Source organism: Pseudomonas sp. PB101, from assembly GCF_009764265.1.
Taxonomy (GTDB): domain Bacteria; phylum Pseudomonadota; class Gammaproteobacteria; order Pseudomonadales; family Pseudomonadaceae; genus Aquipseudomonas.
In genome coordinates this window covers 43,776-59,693 of the sequence record NZ_RWIR01000031.1, presented here as the reverse complement: position 1 = coordinate 59,693, position 15,918 = coordinate 43,776, and the positions used below count along the sequence as shown (strand labels likewise).

Here is a 15,918-nt window from a genome sequence, read left to right as displayed (position 1 = left end):
TTGCTGGCGATGGCGTCCTTGAGAACGCTATCGCCAGCAAGCCGGCTCCTACAGGGTAAACACCCAAAATATTCGTGATACATCAAGTTTCATTCGTGATTTATCAAGTTGTAGGCGGCGCGAAAAGATAACTTGGTGGCCACTGTAAAGCTCCACTTCAACCTCACTCGGCAGGTCACGTCATGACGAACTGGAAGTATCGCGCGCCTCAGGTCACCTACCTTTCCGGCGGTGGCAGCGGCATCGGGCTGGGGTTTGCCCAGGCCTTGATCGCACAGGGCTCCAGCGTCGCGATCTTCGATTTGCAGATCAGCGAACAGGTGCTGGTTCGCCTGAAGCAGGCTTGCCGCGAGCCGGGGCAATCGGTGGTGTTCTACCCGGCCGACATCACCGCTCCCGACGTGGTGGACAGCGCAATGGCCAAGGCCCATGCCCAGCAAGGCCCGGCGGACCTGGCGTTCAACTGCGCCGGGCTGATGCGCAATGCGCTGTTCACCGAACTCGCTTATGAGACGTTCCACCAAGTGATCAACGTCAACCTGATCGGCAGCCGCAATTTCGCCGCCAGCGCCCTCAGGCACCTGGCGCCCCAGGGTCATCTGGTGTTCATGGCGTCCCTGGCCGGCATCGTCGGCAGCTACACCCAGTCGGCCTATGCCGCCTCCAAGTTCGGTGTGGTGGGCCTCGCCGAAGTGCTGCGGGCCGAGCAGAAACTCTGCGGCGTCGATGTGTCGGTGGTCTGCCCGGGAGAAATCCAGACCCCGCTGCTCGACTACGAACGCCAGCACGGCAGCCCCGTCACGCGCTCGCTCAACTCGGTCGCCGGGGTACTGACCGTCGACCAGGCCGTGGCGGGCATCCTGCGGGGTATCCAGCGTCGCCAATTCATGATCACGCCGGGGTTCAAGGCCCGCCTGATCCGCGCCCTGGCGCGCAAGTGCACGTCGCTGCAGCGCTGGATCGTCGATCGCAACCTGGCCAGAAGTCTTCGCGGCAATGCCTGACAACAACAAACACAGGATCCACCAGCATGAGTGCTTTTGAACAAATCCGTCATTTCGAAGATTCCCGTGCCGCTGCCGGTCAACAGGCGCGCGTCGAAGACACCCGTTTTGCCGCCCTGCAATTTCGCGCCGACATGCTCAAGGGCCCCAAGGCCCGTTATTTTGAATCGTTCAACCTGGTCAAGGTGCCCTACCCGGTTCGTTATGGCCTGCGCAACGCCTTCTCGCGCGAACGCCTGGTCGAGTACATGCACATTCAGAACCGTTTGTTCATCGTGCAGTTCGATACCCCGCAGGGCGTCAAGACCCTGCTGGTCTCGCCATCGGACCACGAGCGCAACGGTGAGACCCCGTTTTTCCGTCGCCTGCAGGACCGCACGGCCAACTGGCTGACGAAGATCCTCATCGACCGCCAGAACACCGTGCCCGAAATCCTCGCGCGCATCGGCCTGCGCCCGGAAGACATCGACTACATCACCTACGACCACCTGCACACCCAGGACATCCGCCGCTGGCTGGGCACGGACAAGCAGCCCGGGCTGTTCCCCAACGCCAAATTGCTGGTGCACTGGCGCGAATGGGAGTCGACCAAGGACCTCAACCCCTACCAGGCCGACTGGTATTGCCCGAGCGGCATCGCCGGCGTACCCGAGGACAAGGTGATGTGCTTCGACGGTTCGATCATGCTCGGTGACGGCGTGGCCCTGATGCACACCCCGGGGCACACCGAAGGCAACCACTCGATCGTCGTGCACACCGATGAAGGCCTGTGGGTGACCAGCGAAAACGGCGTCAGCGTCGACGCCTATGCGCCATTGCTGTCCACGGCCAGCGGCGTGGCCGACTACGCGAAGATGATCGGCACCGAAGTGATCATCAACGGCAACACCCTGGAAAACGCGGTCGACCAGTACATTTCCATGGTTCAGGAAGCCACCGTCGCCGGGCCGTCCAAACGCGACCCACGCTTCCCGAACGTCTTTCCCTCGTCCGAGATGACGCCGTTCTGGCTGTTCCCGGGCACCCGTCCGGCGTTCTACGTCGGCCATGCCAGGCACGGCTCGCTGCAGCCGCGCCGAGGCGTCTAGCCAACCGAAAAACCCTCGCGCGCATTTTTGCGCAACCACAGATCGTGAACCACACTTCCAGCGGTTTGCCATCGCGCGCTTGAACAGGAATTCAACATGCACTTGATTCGAACTGCCCTGCTGGGCATCGGCCTGAGCCTCGCGGCGATGGGCGTTTCCCAGGCTGCGGAAAAGCCCAACATCGTCGTGATCATGATCGACGACATGGCCCCCATGGACGTCTCGGCCTACAACCGTGGGCTTGGCGCCGTGAAGACGCCGAACATCGACCGCCTCGCCCAGGAAGGCATGATGGTCTCGGACTACTACGCGCAACCGAGCTGCACCGCCGGCCGAGCGGCGTTCATCACCGGCCAGTATCCGATCCGCACCGGCCTGACCGCCGTGGGCCAGCCGGGAGCGAAAGTCGGCATCCAGGACAGCGACGTGACCCTGGCCCAGTTGCTCAAGGCCCAGGGCTATGCCACCGGCATGTTCGGCAAGTCGCACATCGGCGACCGCAACGAATACCTGCCGACCGCCCATGGTTTCGACGAGTTCTTCGGCTTTCTCTATCACCTGAACGTGATGGAGATCGCCGAGATGACCAACTTCCCCAAGGACCCGAACTTCCCCGGCATTCCGCGCAACATGATCCATTCCGTCGCGACCACGACCGACGACGCCACCGTCGATCCGCGCTGGGGGCGTGTCGGCAAGCAGAAGATCACCGACGAAGGCCCGCTGACCATCGAGCGCATGAAGAGCGTCGACGACCAGTTCACCGACCTGTCGATTGACTGGATCAAAAAGCAAAAAGCCGCCGACAAGCCGTTCTTCCTTTGGTACAACCCGTCGCGCATGCACCAGAAGATCCACGTCAGTGACGAGTGGCTGGGCAAGAGCGGCCATACCGAATACACCGACGCCATCCTGCAGCTCGACTCGCTGGTGGGCAAACTGCTGAAAAGCCTGGATGACCAGGGGCTGGCGCAAAACACCATCGTGCTGTTCACCTCCGACAACGGGGTCAACCTGTCCCACTGGCCGGACTCCGGCGCGGCTTCGTTCCGTGGTGAAAAGGGCCTGACCTGGGACGGCGGTTTCCGTGTGCCGATGCTGGTGCGCTGGCCGGGCAACATCAAGCCCAATACCTGGACGGGTGAGTTCATGACCTCCGAAGACTGGGTGCCGACCCTGATGGCGGCGGTGGGTCAAGCGGATGTAAAGGAAAAACTGCTGACCGGCCTTGAGGTCGACGGCAAAACCTTCAAGAACCACCTGGACGGCTACAACCAGCTGGACATGCTGACCAAACCCGACGGCAAGTCGAACCGCCATGAGTTCTTCTTCTTTGCCGAAACCAACATGAACGCCGTGCGTGTCGACCAGTGGAAAATCCACACCGCGGTGAAGGACAAGTGGATGGAGGATGCGAAGAAGATCCCGGGCGGCCTGGTCATCGACATCAAGGTCGATCCGTACGAGCGCTCGCCTGAAGCCGGCGACCATTTCCGCTGGCAGCAACAGCGCAGCTGGATCATCCCGATCATCGCACCGTACATGCAGGCCTTCGCCAAGAGCATGAAGGACTTCCCGCCGTCGCAGAAAGGTGCGGGCGGGATCGGCATGGCCTCGATGGCGAACTGACGCAACACCCTCCTTCTCATCACTGTCAGCACGTGCGACAGCGGGCGCCCCCATCGGGGCGTCCGCCGGGCGCACGGGAGAACGTTCATGTCGAAAAAAACCGTATGGCTGCGCTGCGCCCTCGCCACCGCCCTGCTTGGCGCCGGACTTCCCGGCGCCAGCGTTTTCGCCCAGGGTCAAGCCGATGCGCTGTTGAGCATGCCCACCAGCCAGGAAAACATCGTCGCCGGCCTTGAAGCCGACGCCTACGCCAACGGCATCAACGCCTATGTCTGGGGTTATCCGCTGGTGCGCATGGAGCGCGTGATGCGCGACTACAGCTCGGTGCCGAGCCCGCGCCCCGCCACCAGCTACCGTGCCCCGCTCAATCAGCTGGGCTGGGCGCAAGCGCTGGCCACGCCGGCGGCCAAGGACATGCCGACCGCCAACAACGACACGCTGTACCTGAGCGCGGTGGTGCAACTCGATGAACCTTACGTGCTGCACGTGCCCGACACCGCCGACCGCTACTACGTGGTCGACGTGTTCAACATGTGGCAGGAGCTGGAGCATTACGTCGGCCGCCGCACCACCGGCACGGCGGCCGGGGACTACGTACTGGTCCCGCCGGGCTGGCAGGGCACATTGCCGGAAGGCCTCAAGCGCCTGGATGTCAGCACCAAAAAGGTCTGGCTCTGGGGCCGCCTGCACGTCAAGGACGGCGAAGACCTGGCGCCACTGCATGCCTTGCAGCAGCAATTCACCTTGCGTCCGCTGTCGCAACGCGACAACCGCGACTACCAGCCCAAGGCGCAAGCCCTGGCGCCCCTGCCGGCAGCGAGCGACGACGGCCTGGACTTCTTCCGCGAGCTGGCGGCGGCGCTCAAGGACAATCCGCCGGCCCCGCGCGACGAGGCGTTGTTCGCCCAGTTCGCCCGCTTCGGCCTGACCGCCAAGGGTTTCGATCCAGCGCGGCTTTCGCCACCACAGAAAGCCGGGCTGCTGCGCGCCCTGGCGGACGGCCCGAAGGTCGCGGTGTCGGCACTGGCCACGGCAGCGACCCAGCGCAATGGCTGGGCCTGGGCCACCGGGCTTGACCACTTCGGCACCAACTACCCGTTGCGCGCGCTGGTCTCCGGCCCGTACCTGGGCGGCCAGGGCGAGAAAGAAGCGATGTATCCGCTGCGTTCCACGGACGCCAAGGGCGAGCAGCTCAGCGGTGCCAAGCGCTACGTGCTGCGCTTCAAGAGCGCACCGCCGGTCGATGCCTTCTGGTCGCTGACGGTCTACAACGCCGTGGACAAGATGCTGGTGGACAACCCCATCGCCCGCTACAAGCTCGGTTCCGATACCCGGGGCTTGAAAGTGCGCGCCGACGGATCGTTCGAAGTGCCGTTGCAGGCCGACAAGCCCGAAGGCGAATTCGCGGCCAACTGGCTGCCGGCACCCAAAGGGCCGTTCTACATGATCCTGCGGCTCTACCAGCCGAAAGGCCAAGTCCTAGAGGGCAAATATGAACTGCCACAGGTGCAAGCCATTGAATAAGCTCAGCCCCCCGCCATTCGTGCGCATGACCCTCACTGCATTGGCCGTGAGCGGCCTGCTGCTGGCCCTGCCGGCCAGCGCCAACGAAACCGTGGCTCCCGCAGGCCCGGTGGCCAACACCGTGATGACACCCGGCTACGCCCGCGCCGTGGCGCAAATGGCCTATGCCTGGGGCTGGCCGCTGGTGAACCTGCAAACCCGGCGCATGATGTACGAGCAGGTGCCGACCATCGGCCTGCTCGGCCCGACACCGGTTGCGCCGGTCAACCAGTTGGCGATGCTGTCGGACTACATCGACCCGGACATCCGCATCGTCGCCCATCCCAATCAGGACGTGGTCTACGGTTTCGGCGCCCTGGCGCTGGATAAAGCGCCGGTGATCCTGCAAGTGCCGGACTTCGGCGAGCGTTTCTGGATGTTCGAACTGGCCGACCAGCGTACCGACAGCTTTGCCCGGGTGGCGAAGATCTACGGCACCCAACCGGGTTTCTACCTGATCGTCGGCCCGGACTGGACAGGCGAAAAACCGGCCGGTGTCGAGGCCGTGCTGCGTTCGCCGACCAACACCGGCGTGGTGATCCCGCGCGTGTTCATGGCCGATACCGCCCAGGACCGCGAGGCGATCCAGCCGCTGCTCAACCAGATCGCCATGTACCCTCTGTCGACGTTCGACGGCAAGATCAAAACCATCGACTGGAAACACCTGCCCCGGTTGCCGCTGCCCAAGGCCGCCGCCGACAAACCGGCGGGTGAAACCCGATGGGTCACGCCCGAGCGTTTTTTTGCGCAATTGAAGGGTGTTCTGGCCCAGGTGCCGCCGCTGCCCGGCGAAGAGTCGTTGTATGCACAGTTCCGTGCGCTGATTGCCGCTGGCGAAACCGACCCGGCGATCGCCAAAGTGCTGCAGGACAGCGCGCAGCAAAGCGAGAAAGACATCGTCGATCCGTTGTTCTATCTGAGCCGCAATGGCGTGCGCATCGCCAATGGCTGGAACCGTCCATTCAACAACGCCGCCTTCGGCACCGATTACCTGACACGGCTGGCGATTGCCAAATCCAACATCTTCGAGAACCACGCCAGGGAAACCACCTACCTGTTCCGCGAAGAGGACGGCGACGGCCAGCGCCTGAGCGGCGAGCGCAGCTACACCCTGACCTTCCCGGCCGGGCAGACGCCACCGGTATCGGGTTTCTGGTCGCTGACCCTGTATGACCCGCTGCACTTCTTTGCCGCCAACGAGATCAAGCGCTACTCGACCGGCACCAAGAACAAGGACCTGAAATACAACGCCGACGGTTCGCTGACCCTGTACATCCAGCACCAGCGCCCGACCGAAGACAAAGTGGGCAACTGGCTGCCCGCGCCGCAGGGTGAATTCGCCCTGACCCTCCGCGCCTACGGGCCTTCGGATGCGCTGATCAAGGGCGACTGGGCACCGCCACCGTTGGTGCCGGGTCCGCAACACCACTAATCCCTTTGGCCTGATGCTGCCCCTGTGGGAGCGAGCCTGCTCGCGATGGTCGTTAACGATGACGCGGGCATTCTGTATGCACGCGTCGCCCTTATGTCCATCGCGAGCAGGCTCGCTCCTACAAGGGGTCCACAAGCAGCGCAATGACCAGGAAAGACCTGATGAAATCGATTCACCCCTTGATCCTCCTCGCCCTTGCCGGCAACGCAACCCAGGCTTTGGCCGGCGGCATCCAGCTCTACGAGGTCGGCCAGGAAGGCGCCGGGCTGGCCAACGCCGGTTCTGCAGCGCTGGCCAGCGACCCGAGCGTGCTGATGAGCAACCCCGCCGGCATCGCCGCCCTTGAGGGCACCCAGGTCAGCCTCAACGGCCAGGCAGTCCTCGGCGACCTGGGCTTTCAGCGCGACAGCGGCAATGACTTTTCCGGCAATGAAGGCGGCAACCCGCTGCCGATCCTGCCGGGCAGCAGCTTCTTCATCAGCCATGCCGTCAACGACCGCGCCAGCATCGGTTTCGGCCTGTACGGCAACTTCGGCCTGAGCGTGGATTACGGCGATGACTGGGCCGGGCGCTACTTCACGCAGAAGTCGACCCTGCTCGGCGTCTCGATGCAGCCGACCTTCGCCTACAAGATCAACGACGACCTGTCGTTCGGCATCGGCCCGCGCCTGGTCTACGGCTACTACAACACCGAAATGGCGGTCGACAACAACGCCCTGCTGCCGGTCAGCCCGTTCAAGCAGGATGGCCAGCTTCAGTACAAGGACACCACCACCGGTGTCGGCCTGAACCTCGGCCTGCGCTATCAACTGGATGCGCGCACCACGCTCGGCCTGGCCTACACCAGCAAGGTCAAGCTCGACTTCGAGGACTCGCCGCAAGCCAGCGGCATCCGCAACCCGCTGCTCCAGCAGGCGCTGTCCGGCCTGCAGGCCAACGACCTGGAACTCGACATGAACATTCCGCAGACGCTGACCCTGAGCGTGGCCCACCAGCTCAATGATCAGTGGACGCTGCTGGGTTCGGCGAACTGGCAGGACTGGAGTGATTTCGGCGACATCGGCGTCTCGGTGGACACGGCGGGCGGATCGCCTTCGGGCACTGTCAGCCGCCAGTACCAGGACACCTGGCACCTGTCCTTCGGCGCGCAGAACCAGCTCAGCCCGAAACTGCGCTGGAACATGGGCGTGGCCTACGACAGCTCTGCGGTCAAGGACAAGGACCGCACCGTGGACAACCCGATGAACGAGACCTGGCGCCTGGCGACCGGGCTCAACTACAAGCTCGCCGAGGACATGGACGTCAACCTCAGCTACACGCTGGTCTGGCTCGGCGACATGGACGTGCAGCAGCGCAAGCGTTCAGGCGAAACCCTGTCGGGCACCTACCCCGACAGCGCCCTGCATATCATCGGCGGCGGCGTGACCTGGCGTTTCTGATTCAACCTGGAAATGGCCCGCAGCCGGGCCAACCCGCAAAACAGGCAGACCCTTCGACATGACTTACCTCACCCGTGCGTCATCACTTCACGGCTTCCATGAATTCGCCCGCAGCCAGCACCTCAACCCCGCCGAGCTGCTGCGCGAAGCCGGCCTGGCCAGGGATGTGCTGGACAACCCGGACGCGCTGATTTCCTTCCACCGCTTCGCACTGGTGCTGGAGCTGGCCAGCAAAGCCAGCGATAACCTGCTGTTCGGCCTTGAGTTCGGCCTGTACCAGGGCGTGGGGATCTTCGGGTCCTTGCTCTACCTGATGCGCAATGCCAAGAGTGTCGGCGATGCCCTGCGCGACCTCGGGCACTATTTTCACGTGCACGACAACTATGGTGATGTCGCGGTGCACCGGGCGGACGATCACGCCCTGCTCTACTACGCCACCGAAGCGCAAAACCTGCCCGGCGGCCGCCAGGTCAGTGAATTGGTGGTGGGGGTCGGGCATCAGTTGATGCGCACCTTGCTTGGCAGCCGCTGGCAGCCGGCCGTGGCGATGTTCCAGCATGCGCCGGCCGTCAATCCGGCGCGCTACCGTCGTTTGCTCGGCGTGGCCCCGCGGTTCAACAGCGCTTTCGATGCCTGGATGTTCGACGTCAATCTGTTGAACGTCTCGCTGACCGATGCCGACCCGGCGTTGCACCGGCTCATGCAGCAGCACCTGGACAATGCCAGCCGCCTGCACAGCCACCAGTTGCCCAACCATATCCAGCGCCTGTTGCGCAGTTTCCTGCCGAGCGGCCGGGTGACCATCGACTACATCGCCGACTTCATGCGCCTGAGCCCGCGCTCCCTGCAACGCCATCTCGCCGAGCAAGGCACCTCGTTCCAGACGTTGCTGGACGACACCCGGCAGACCATGACCCTGCGCTACCTCGAAGAGTCCGACATGACCCTGATGCAACTGACCGAAGTGCTCGGTTATGCCAACCAGAGCGCCTTCAGCCGAGCCTTCCAGCGCTGGTTTGGCGTCAGCCCGCGACAGTGGCTCAAACAACAGAAAGCACGCCCCTGACTGGATCTGGATCCCTGTAGGAGCGAGCCTGCTCGCGATGGACTCAAGAGCGCCGCGTTAAACCAGTAAACACGCGTAATCGTTAACGACCATCGCGAGCAGGCTCGCTCCTACAGTGTGATCTGTACCCGATTCAAGGATTGACCTGATAACCCTTGCCCTGCAGACAGCTGCTGTAAGCCGACGAGGTATTCGCCTGGGTGGTTTTCTCGTCCGCCCGGCGTTCCTGGCGCTGACGCGAACCACCGACCACCATCCCGGCCGCGGCGGTCTGTTTGGCACGGTCCTGGCGATAGTCCTGCTTCCTGTCATCGTCGACACGATCATAAGCTTCGTCATGCTGATTGCCGCGCACCTGTGCCCCTGCCGCGCCGGCGGCGGCCCCGACGGCAGCGCCCTTGACCCTGCCGCCCGAAGGCGTGGAAGCCGTCGAGGCACTCTGGCTGGCGGCGATGCTGTTGCATTCGTTGATGTCGGTCTGGGTTTGTTGCGAACTCTGACCTTTCATAGGCACCACCGTTTGCGCCCATCCCGGGGCACTGAAAACCGACAGGGCGATACATAAACTGAGCGGTGAAAACCTTTTCATGATGACCTCCGGATGACCCCCAAAAGGAGTTTAGATCAGCCCCGCTCAGCCACCCGGTTACTGACCGACGGTGGGCCCGATTTCCCCCTGTAGGCGCTGATCAGGCGTTGGTGGTCAGCGGATAGAGCTTGTCATCGAACTGCGCCAGCTTCGGGAATCCCAGCGGTTGGTCGTCGCTCAGGTGCTGCAACCGCTGGTCGTAGTCGACCAGAAATTGCTGGCGCGCCTCTTCACTGATGTACGGCACGTGCCAGGCCACGAAGGGTTCCAGCACATCGAACCCAACATAGGCCAACGTGCCACGCAGGATAGGCCGCAGCATGTCCTCCAGCGGCCCATGAATCGCGCCTTCGCCAAACATGTGTTCACGACCGCCCAGGGTCACGGTCACCAGCGCTTTCTTGCCGGCCAGGCCGCCCTGGTCGTAGAAGCGTTTGCCGCCGTAGCAGATGCCGGACACCAGCACCCGGTCGATCCAGCCCTTGAGCATGGCCGGGGCGGAGAACCAGAAGATCGGGAAGTTGAGGATCAGCAGGTCGGCCCACAGCAGTTTGTCCAGCTCGGCCTGGATGTCCGCCGCCAGTGACTGGCTCTTCGCGCCCAGGCGTTGTTCCAGGGCATAGACCAGGTACTCGGGGTTTTCCCGGTTCGAGAAGTCGGCGTCGCTGGCCACCGGGTTCCAGTTCATTTTGTACAGGTCGCTGACCTGCACTTCGTGGCCCTGGGCCTGGAGGCTGGCGACAGCCTGGTCGCGCAGGGCGGCGGTGAAGGATTGCGGCTCCGGGTGAGCGTGGACGATCAGTACTTTCATGGTGGTTCCTTAGACTTGTTCCAGCGAATCGGTTGAAGGTGAAGTAGCGCGCGTGGCCAGCAAGCGGTCGAGCCAGTCGGGGTCCATTTGCGGTTCGGAAGAAAACAGCAGCCCGGTGTAGTCCTGATGCGGCGGAGTGAAGATCTGGCTGCGCGAGCCGTGATCGACCACCTTGCCCCGTTGCATCACCAATACCTCATCGGCAATCGCCCGCACTGTAGCAACATCGTGGGTGATGAACAGGTAGGCGACACCCAGTTGCTGCTGGATGCGATTGAGCAGTTTGAGTACGCCTTCGGCCACCAGTTGATCGAGGGCCGAGGTCACTTCGTCGCAGATGATCAGTTGCGGTTCGGCCGCCAGGGCCCGGGCGATGCAGATGCGTTGTTTCTGCCCGCCGGACAGCTCCCGGGGCTGACGCTCCATGAAGGTCGCCGGGTCGAGTTCGATCATCTCCAGCAGCTCGGCAACCCGGGCGCGCATGGCCTTGCCCTTGAGGCCGAGGTAGAACGTCAACGGCCGGCCGATGATGTCGACGATGCGCTGACGCGGATTGAGCGCCGTATCGGGGATCTGGTAGATCATCTGGACGCGCCGCAGTTGTTCCTTGCTGCGTTGGCGAAAGTCCGCCGGCAAGGGTTCACCGTCGTACAGTACCTGGCCGTAAGTCGGCGGCAGCAAACCGGTGATCAAGCGCGCAGTGGAGCTTTTGCCGCTGCCGGATTCGCCGATCACCGCGAGGGTCTGGCCGCGATACAGCTTCAGCGAAACGTCGTGCAGCACCGGTTGCTGGCCATAACTGGCGCAGCTGTTGCGCAACTCCAGTAGCGGTTGTTCCTGTTGCGGGCAGGCCTTGGGTTCGGTGCGGAAACTGCGCACCGCCCACAGCGACTTGGTGTAGTCCTCCTGCGGGTCGCCGAGCATTTTGCGGGTCTCGGCCTCTTCCACCAGTTTACCGTGGCGCAGCACCATGATGCGGTCGGCCATCTGCGCCACCACCGCCAGGTCGTGGCTGATGTAGATCGCCGCGCTGCCGTAGGTGGCTACCGCATCGCGAATGGCCGCCAGCACTTCGATCTGGGTGGTGACGTCCAGCGCGGTGGTCGGCTCGTCGAAGATGATCAGGTCCGGGTGGCAGGCCATCGCCATCGCGGTCATCACCCGCTGCAACTGGCCACCGGAGACCTGATGCGGATAGCGCTGGCCGATGGTTTCGGGATTGGGCAAGCGCAGCACGCGATACAACTCGACGGCTTCTTTCATCGCTTGATCGCGGCTCATGCCGCCGTTCTTCACGGCGGTTTCGACGTGCTGGTCGATCAGTCGGTGGGCCGGGTTGAACGAGGCCGCCGCGCTCTGTGCCACGTAGGCGATGCGCAGGCCACGCAGTTTGCGCAAGGCTTCAGGCCTGGCCTTGAGCAAGTCGATGCCGTCGAAATGCACCGAGCCACCGGTGATCCGGCAGCCATCGCGGGTGTAGCCCATGGCCGAGAGGCCGAGGGTCGACTTGCCCGCGCCGGACTCGCCGATCAGCCCCAACACTTCGCCCCGCTGCAGGGTCAGGTCGATGCCCTTGATCAGCGGATGCCAGGCATCTTCGTAATGGCCTTCGATGTGCAGGTCGCGGATTTCCAGCAAAGGTTTTGCAGTCGTCATGTTCAGCACTCCTTGAGGCCGCTGGATTTGTGCAGCATCCAGTCGACGACGAAATTGACGCTGACCGTGATCAAGGCCACGGCCAGGGCGGGCAGCAACGGGCTGATGTCGCCGAAAGTGATCAGCACGGCGTTGTCGCGCACCATGCTGCCCCAGTCGGCGGTGGGCGGCTGGATGCCCAGGCCAAGGAACGACAGCGCACTGATGAACAGGAACACGAAGCAGAAGCGCAGGCCGAACTCGGCAATCAGCGGTGCCGCCGCGTTCGGCAGCACCTCGCGGGTCACCAGCCACCACAGGCCCTCACCGCGCAGGCGTGCGGCTTCGACGAAGTCCTGCACCACCACGTTCATCGCCACCGCGCGGGACAGGCGAAACACCCGGGTCGCATCCAGCAGCGCAATCACCAGCACCAGCGAGGTCGCCGTGGTGCCGACCACGCTGAGGATCAGCAAGGCAAAGATCAGTTGCGGAATGGCCATCAGGATGTCCACCACCCGCGACAATCCCTGATCGACCCAGCCGCCCTTGATCGCCGCGACCAGGCCACTCAAGCCACCGAGCAGGAACGCCAGCACCGTGGTCAGGAAGGCAATGCCCAGGGTGTTGCGTGCGCCATAGACCAGGCGGCTGAACATGTCGCGCCCGAGGTTATCGGTGCCCAACAGGAACTGTCCGCCCCAGGGTTCAAAGCCCCCGCCCACCACCTGGGTTTCGCCGAATGGCGCCAATACCGGCGCGAACACCGCCACCAGCACGTACAGCACGATCATCGACAAACCGAACTTGGCGCTCAGGGGCGCCCGCCACACTTGTTTCAACAGGCTCATGGTCTACCCCTTCGGATGCATCAGGCGTGGGTTGCTGGCAATCGACAGCACGTCGGCACTGGTATTGAGCAGGATGTAGGTCGCGGCGAAGATCAGGCTGCAGGCCTGCACCACCGGGATATCGCGCTTGGCCACCGAGTCCACCAGCAACTGGCCGAGCCCCGGATAAACGAACACCACTTCGACCACCACCACGCCGACCACCAGGTACGCCAGGTTCAGCGCCACCACGTTGACGATCGGTGCCAGGGCATTGGGCAAGGCGTGGCGAAAGATGATCCGCGACTGGCTGATGCCCTTGAGCCGGGCCATTTCGATGTAGGGGCTGGCCAACAGGTTGATCAGGGAGGCGCGGGTCATGCGCATCATCTGCGCGATCACCACCAGGCTGAGGGTCGCCACCGGCAACACCGAGCGTTCCAGTATCGTGCCCAACGAAGCGTCCGGCGCCAGGTTCGAAATGCTCGGGAACCAGTTGAGTTTCACCGCGAACACCAGGATCAGGATGTAGGCGACGAAGAACTCGGGGAACGACACGGCGCTCAGGGCCGAGGTGTTGAGCAAGCGGTCGAACCAGCTGTTGCGATACAGCGCCGCGAGCATGCCCAGCAGCAAGGCCAGGGGCACCGACACCAGCGCCGCCAGCAATGCGAGGCTGAAGGTGTTGCCCAGGCGCGAGCTGACCAGATCGGCGATGGGCCGCTGGTTGGCCAGTGACACCCCGAGATCACCGTGCAGCAACTGCCAGATCCAGTGGCCGAAGCGGGTTAATGGCGGCAGGTCCAGGCCCAGTTGCGCGCGATAGGCGGCCACGGTTTCCGGGGTGGCCGACTGGCCGAGCATGGCCTGGGCGATATCGCCCGGGAGCATGCCGACGGCGAGGAAAATGATCACTGAAACGGCGAACAGCGAGAGCAGGCCTAAAGCAAGGCGCTGCCCCAACAGCTTGAAAATACTTCTCATCGTGCAGTTCCTTGAAGTGGGCACGCTGGTGAAGATTGCAAATTCCACTGTGGGAGCTGGCTTGCCAGCGATAGCGGTATGTCAGCCAACATCTATGTCGACTGTTACGGCGCCATCGCGGGCAAGCCCGCTCCCACAGGGATCTTCATTGTTTGATGGATCCGGGCATTACGCCTGCCACCACCGCTCTATCACCCGCAGGCCGTCCAGTTCGCCGTACGGCGCCGTCTGCCCACCATGCACGACCTTGTTCGAGCGCGCCGCCACGGAACTGGCGAACAGCGGCAAGATCGCCCCGCCCTCGTCCCGGCACAGCGCCTGCATTTCGTTGTACATCTCGCGGCGCAGCGGGTCGTTCATCTCGCCCCGGGCGGCGTTGAGCAGTTGGTTGAAACGCGGGTTGTCCCAGTGGGTTTCGTTCCATGCCGCGCCCTTGGCGTAGCCGATGCTGAACATGCGGTCGGCGGTCAGGCTGCTGTACCAGAACGAGGTGGTGAAGGGCTGCTTCATCCACACATTGGAGAAGAAGCCGTCGGCCGGCTCGCGCACCACGTCGATGTCGATCCCGGCGGCACGCGCCTGTTCCTTGAACAGCACCGAGGCGTCCACGGCGCCGGTGTAGGCCGCGTCGGAGGCTTGCAGGCGGACCTTGAGCGAATCCAGGCCGGCCTTTTTCAGGTAGAAGCGCGACTTGTCCGGGTCGTAGGTGCGTTGTTCCAGCGCGGTGTTGATGAAGCGGCTGCCGGGCTGGATCGGGTGGTCGTTGCCCACCAGGCCGTAACCGTGCAGCACCGAGGCCAGCAGGGTTTCGCGGTTGATCGCGTGCTTCATCGCCAGACGCACGTCGTTGTTCAGGAACACCTGGCTGTCGGTGAGCATCGGGAAGGTGTAGTGCTGGGCGCCCTTGGTTTCTTCGATGACCAGGTTCGGGTTGCGCTTGAGCAGCGCGACGGTCTTCAGGTCGACCTTGTTGATCACGTCCACTTGCCCGGTGACCAGCGCATTGACCCGCGCCGCGCCGTCGGCGATGGCAATCAGCTCGGCGCTGGCGAAATGCGCCCGGCCCGGTTTCCAGTAGTCCGGGCTGCGCTCCAGGGTCATGCGCACGCCCGGCTCGAAGTCCTTGAGGCGATAGCCACCGGTGCCGGCGCCGGCCTGCCAGTCCGCCGCGCCGTCCTTGCTCGGCATGATCGCCAGGTGATAATCGGCGACCACATAGGAGAAATCGGCGTTGCCCGAGTGCAGTTCGAACACCACGCTGTCGCTGCCGTTGGCGCTGACCTTGGCCACGTCGCCCAGCACGGTCTTGGCCGCCGAGGTGGATTTCTCGCCGAGGTGATGCTGGATCGAAGCGACCACATCGTCGGCGGTCAGGGTCTTGCCGTTGTGGAAGGTCACGCCCTGACGGATCTTGAAGGTCCAGATGCGCGCGTCCGGGGTCGAGGTCCAGCTTTCGGCCAGCTCGGGGATGGCGGTGCCGTCGACGGCGATTTCGGTCAAGGTGTTATAGACCGCCGAGAAGCCGACGAAGGTGAAGGTGTCGGCCCAGGAGCCCGGATCCTTGGAGTCGGTAGTGCTGCCACCGGCCAACCCAAGGCGCAGGACGCCGCCCGGTTTTGGTGTGGCCTCTTCGGCGAAGGCGCCGAACGGCAGGCCCATGGAAAACGCACCGGCCACGGCAGCCGCGGCAGCGCTGTACTTCAAGAAGTCCCTACGCGGGAAGCTGAATTCATGGTTCGCTTGAGTAATCTTGTTTTTGTTATCGCTCATTGCATTGCCCCTGATCAAAAGCTAATGGAATTTCAATTCAAAACCACGCAAGACACCGGGCCAGGGCCCGGTGCATAC

General features: G+C 63.5%; 13 protein-coding genes. 7 read left to right on the top strand and 6 right to left on the bottom strand.

Annotated elements, in window-relative coordinates; all coding sequences use genetic code 11:
• The first annotated feature begins 182 nt into the window (after nt 1-182).
• From EI969_RS10110 to EI969_RS10080, 7 genes are all read left to right on the top strand, one after another.
• Complete coding sequence (locus EI969_RS10110) at nt 183-1,004, top strand: SDR family NAD(P)-dependent oxidoreductase (RefSeq protein ID WP_160387508.1); 822 nt, start codon at nt 183-185, stop codon at nt 1,002-1,004.
• Between the two features lie 26 nt (nt 1,005-1,030).
• Entirely contained in the window at nt 1,031-2,092 is a 1,062-nt protein-coding gene (locus tag EI969_RS10105) for a hypothetical protein (protein ID WP_160387506.1), read from the top strand.
• Between the two features lie 96 nt (nt 2,093-2,188).
• Nucleotides 2,189-3,721, top strand: coding sequence for an arylsulfatase (locus EI969_RS10100; RefSeq protein WP_160387504.1), 1,533 nt, complete (start codon nt 2,189-2,191; stop codon nt 3,719-3,721).
• Nucleotides 3,722-3,808: 87 nt separating this feature from the next.
• Nucleotides 3,809-5,245, top strand: a complete 1,437-nt coding sequence (locus tag EI969_RS10095) for a DUF1254 domain-containing protein (RefSeq protein ID WP_160387502.1) — start codon at nt 3,809-3,811, stop codon at nt 5,243-5,245.
• The gene (locus EI969_RS10090; RefSeq protein ID WP_256678292.1) at nt 5,238-6,716 is read left to right on the top strand and encodes a DUF1254 domain-containing protein; all 1,479 of its coding nucleotides are present in this window, start codon (nt 5,238-5,240) and stop codon (nt 6,714-6,716) included. The genes EI969_RS10095 and EI969_RS10090 overlap by 8 nt, the downstream gene beginning before the upstream one ends.
• A 161-nt stretch (nt 6,717-6,877) precedes the next feature.
• A complete protein-coding gene (locus EI969_RS10085; protein WP_160387500.1) occupies nt 6,878-8,155 on the top strand; it encodes an OmpP1/FadL family transporter in 1,278 nt (425 codons plus the stop codon).
• Between the two features lie 58 nt (nt 8,156-8,213).
• On the top strand, nt 8,214-9,221 hold the full coding sequence (locus EI969_RS10080; protein ID WP_160387498.1) for an AraC family transcriptional regulator: 1,008 nt from the start codon (nt 8,214-8,216) through the stop codon (nt 9,219-9,221).
• A 133-nt stretch (nt 9,222-9,354) separates the two neighbouring features.
• On the opposite strand, the gene EI969_RS10075 is transcribed toward EI969_RS10080, so the two are convergent.
• The 6 genes from EI969_RS10075 to EI969_RS10050 all read right to left on the bottom strand — a co-directional run bounded on the left by EI969_RS10075 (nt 9,355) and on the right by EI969_RS10050 (nt 15,840).
• Nucleotides 9,355-9,810, bottom strand: a complete 456-nt coding sequence (locus EI969_RS10075) for a YMGG-like glycine zipper-containing protein (RefSeq protein WP_160387496.1) — start codon at nt 9,808-9,810, stop codon at nt 9,355-9,357.
• Nucleotides 9,811-9,910: 100 nt separating this feature from the next.
• Nucleotides 9,911-10,621, bottom strand: a complete 711-nt coding sequence (locus EI969_RS10070) for an NAD(P)H-dependent oxidoreductase (protein WP_160387494.1) — start codon at nt 10,619-10,621, stop codon at nt 9,911-9,913.
• Between the two features lie 9 nt (nt 10,622-10,630).
• On the bottom strand, nt 10,631-12,277 hold the full coding sequence (locus EI969_RS10065; protein WP_160387492.1) for an ABC transporter ATP-binding protein: 1,647 nt from the start codon (nt 12,275-12,277) through the stop codon (nt 10,631-10,633).
• A 2-nt stretch (nt 12,278-12,279) separates the two neighbouring features.
• Nucleotides 12,280-13,107, bottom strand: coding sequence for an ABC transporter permease (locus EI969_RS10060; RefSeq protein WP_160387490.1), 828 nt, complete (start codon nt 13,105-13,107; stop codon nt 12,280-12,282).
• A gap of 3 nt (nt 13,108-13,110) precedes the next feature.
• On the bottom strand, nt 13,111-14,070 hold the full coding sequence (locus EI969_RS10055; RefSeq protein ID WP_110661184.1) for an ABC transporter permease: 960 nt from the start codon (nt 14,068-14,070) through the stop codon (nt 13,111-13,113).
• Nucleotides 14,071-14,238: 168 nt separating this feature from the next.
• Nucleotides 14,239-15,840, bottom strand: coding sequence for an ABC transporter substrate-binding protein (locus EI969_RS10050; protein ID WP_160387488.1), 1,602 nt, complete (start codon nt 15,838-15,840; stop codon nt 14,239-14,241).
• Nucleotides 15,841-15,918: the final 78 nt, after the last annotated feature.

Excerpts from the sequence above, each read along its gene's own strand:
- EI969_RS10110 (WP_160387508.1), top strand. The coding sequence starts at position 183 with ATGACGAACTGGAAGTATCGCGCGCCTCAGGTCACCTACCTTTCCGGC.
- EI969_RS10105 (WP_160387506.1), top strand. The coding sequence starts at position 1,031 with ATGAGTGCTTTTGAACAAATCCGTCATTTCGAAGATTCCCGTGCCGCT.
- EI969_RS10100 (WP_160387504.1), top strand. The coding sequence starts at position 2,189 with ATGCACTTGATTCGAACTGCCCTGCTGGGCATCGGCCTGAGCCTCGCG.
- EI969_RS10095 (WP_160387502.1), top strand. The coding sequence starts at position 3,809 with ATGTCGAAAAAAACCGTATGGCTGCGCTGCGCCCTCGCCACCGCCCTG.
- EI969_RS10085 (WP_160387500.1), top strand. The coding sequence starts at position 6,878 with ATGAAATCGATTCACCCCTTGATCCTCCTCGCCCTTGCCGGCAACGCA.
- EI969_RS10080 (WP_160387498.1), top strand. The coding sequence starts at position 8,214 with ATGACTTACCTCACCCGTGCGTCATCACTTCACGGCTTCCATGAATTC.
- EI969_RS10075 (WP_160387496.1), bottom strand. The coding sequence starts at position 9,810 with ATGAAAAGGTTTTCACCGCTCAGTTTATGTATCGCCCTGTCGGTTTTC.
- EI969_RS10070 (WP_160387494.1), bottom strand. The coding sequence starts at position 10,621 with ATGAAAGTACTGATCGTCCACGCTCACCCGGAGCCGCAATCCTTCACC.
- EI969_RS10065 (WP_160387492.1), bottom strand. The coding sequence starts at position 12,277 with ATGACGACTGCAAAACCTTTGCTGGAAATCCGCGACCTGCACATCGAA.
- EI969_RS10060 (WP_160387490.1), bottom strand. The coding sequence starts at position 13,107 with ATGAGCCTGTTGAAACAAGTGTGGCGGGCGCCCCTGAGCGCCAAGTTC.
- EI969_RS10055 (WP_110661184.1), bottom strand. The coding sequence starts at position 14,070 with ATGAGAAGTATTTTCAAGCTGTTGGGGCAGCGCCTTGCTTTAGGCCTG.
- EI969_RS10050 (WP_160387488.1), bottom strand. The coding sequence starts at position 15,840 with ATGAGCGATAACAAAAACAAGATTACTCAAGCGAACCATGAATTCAGC.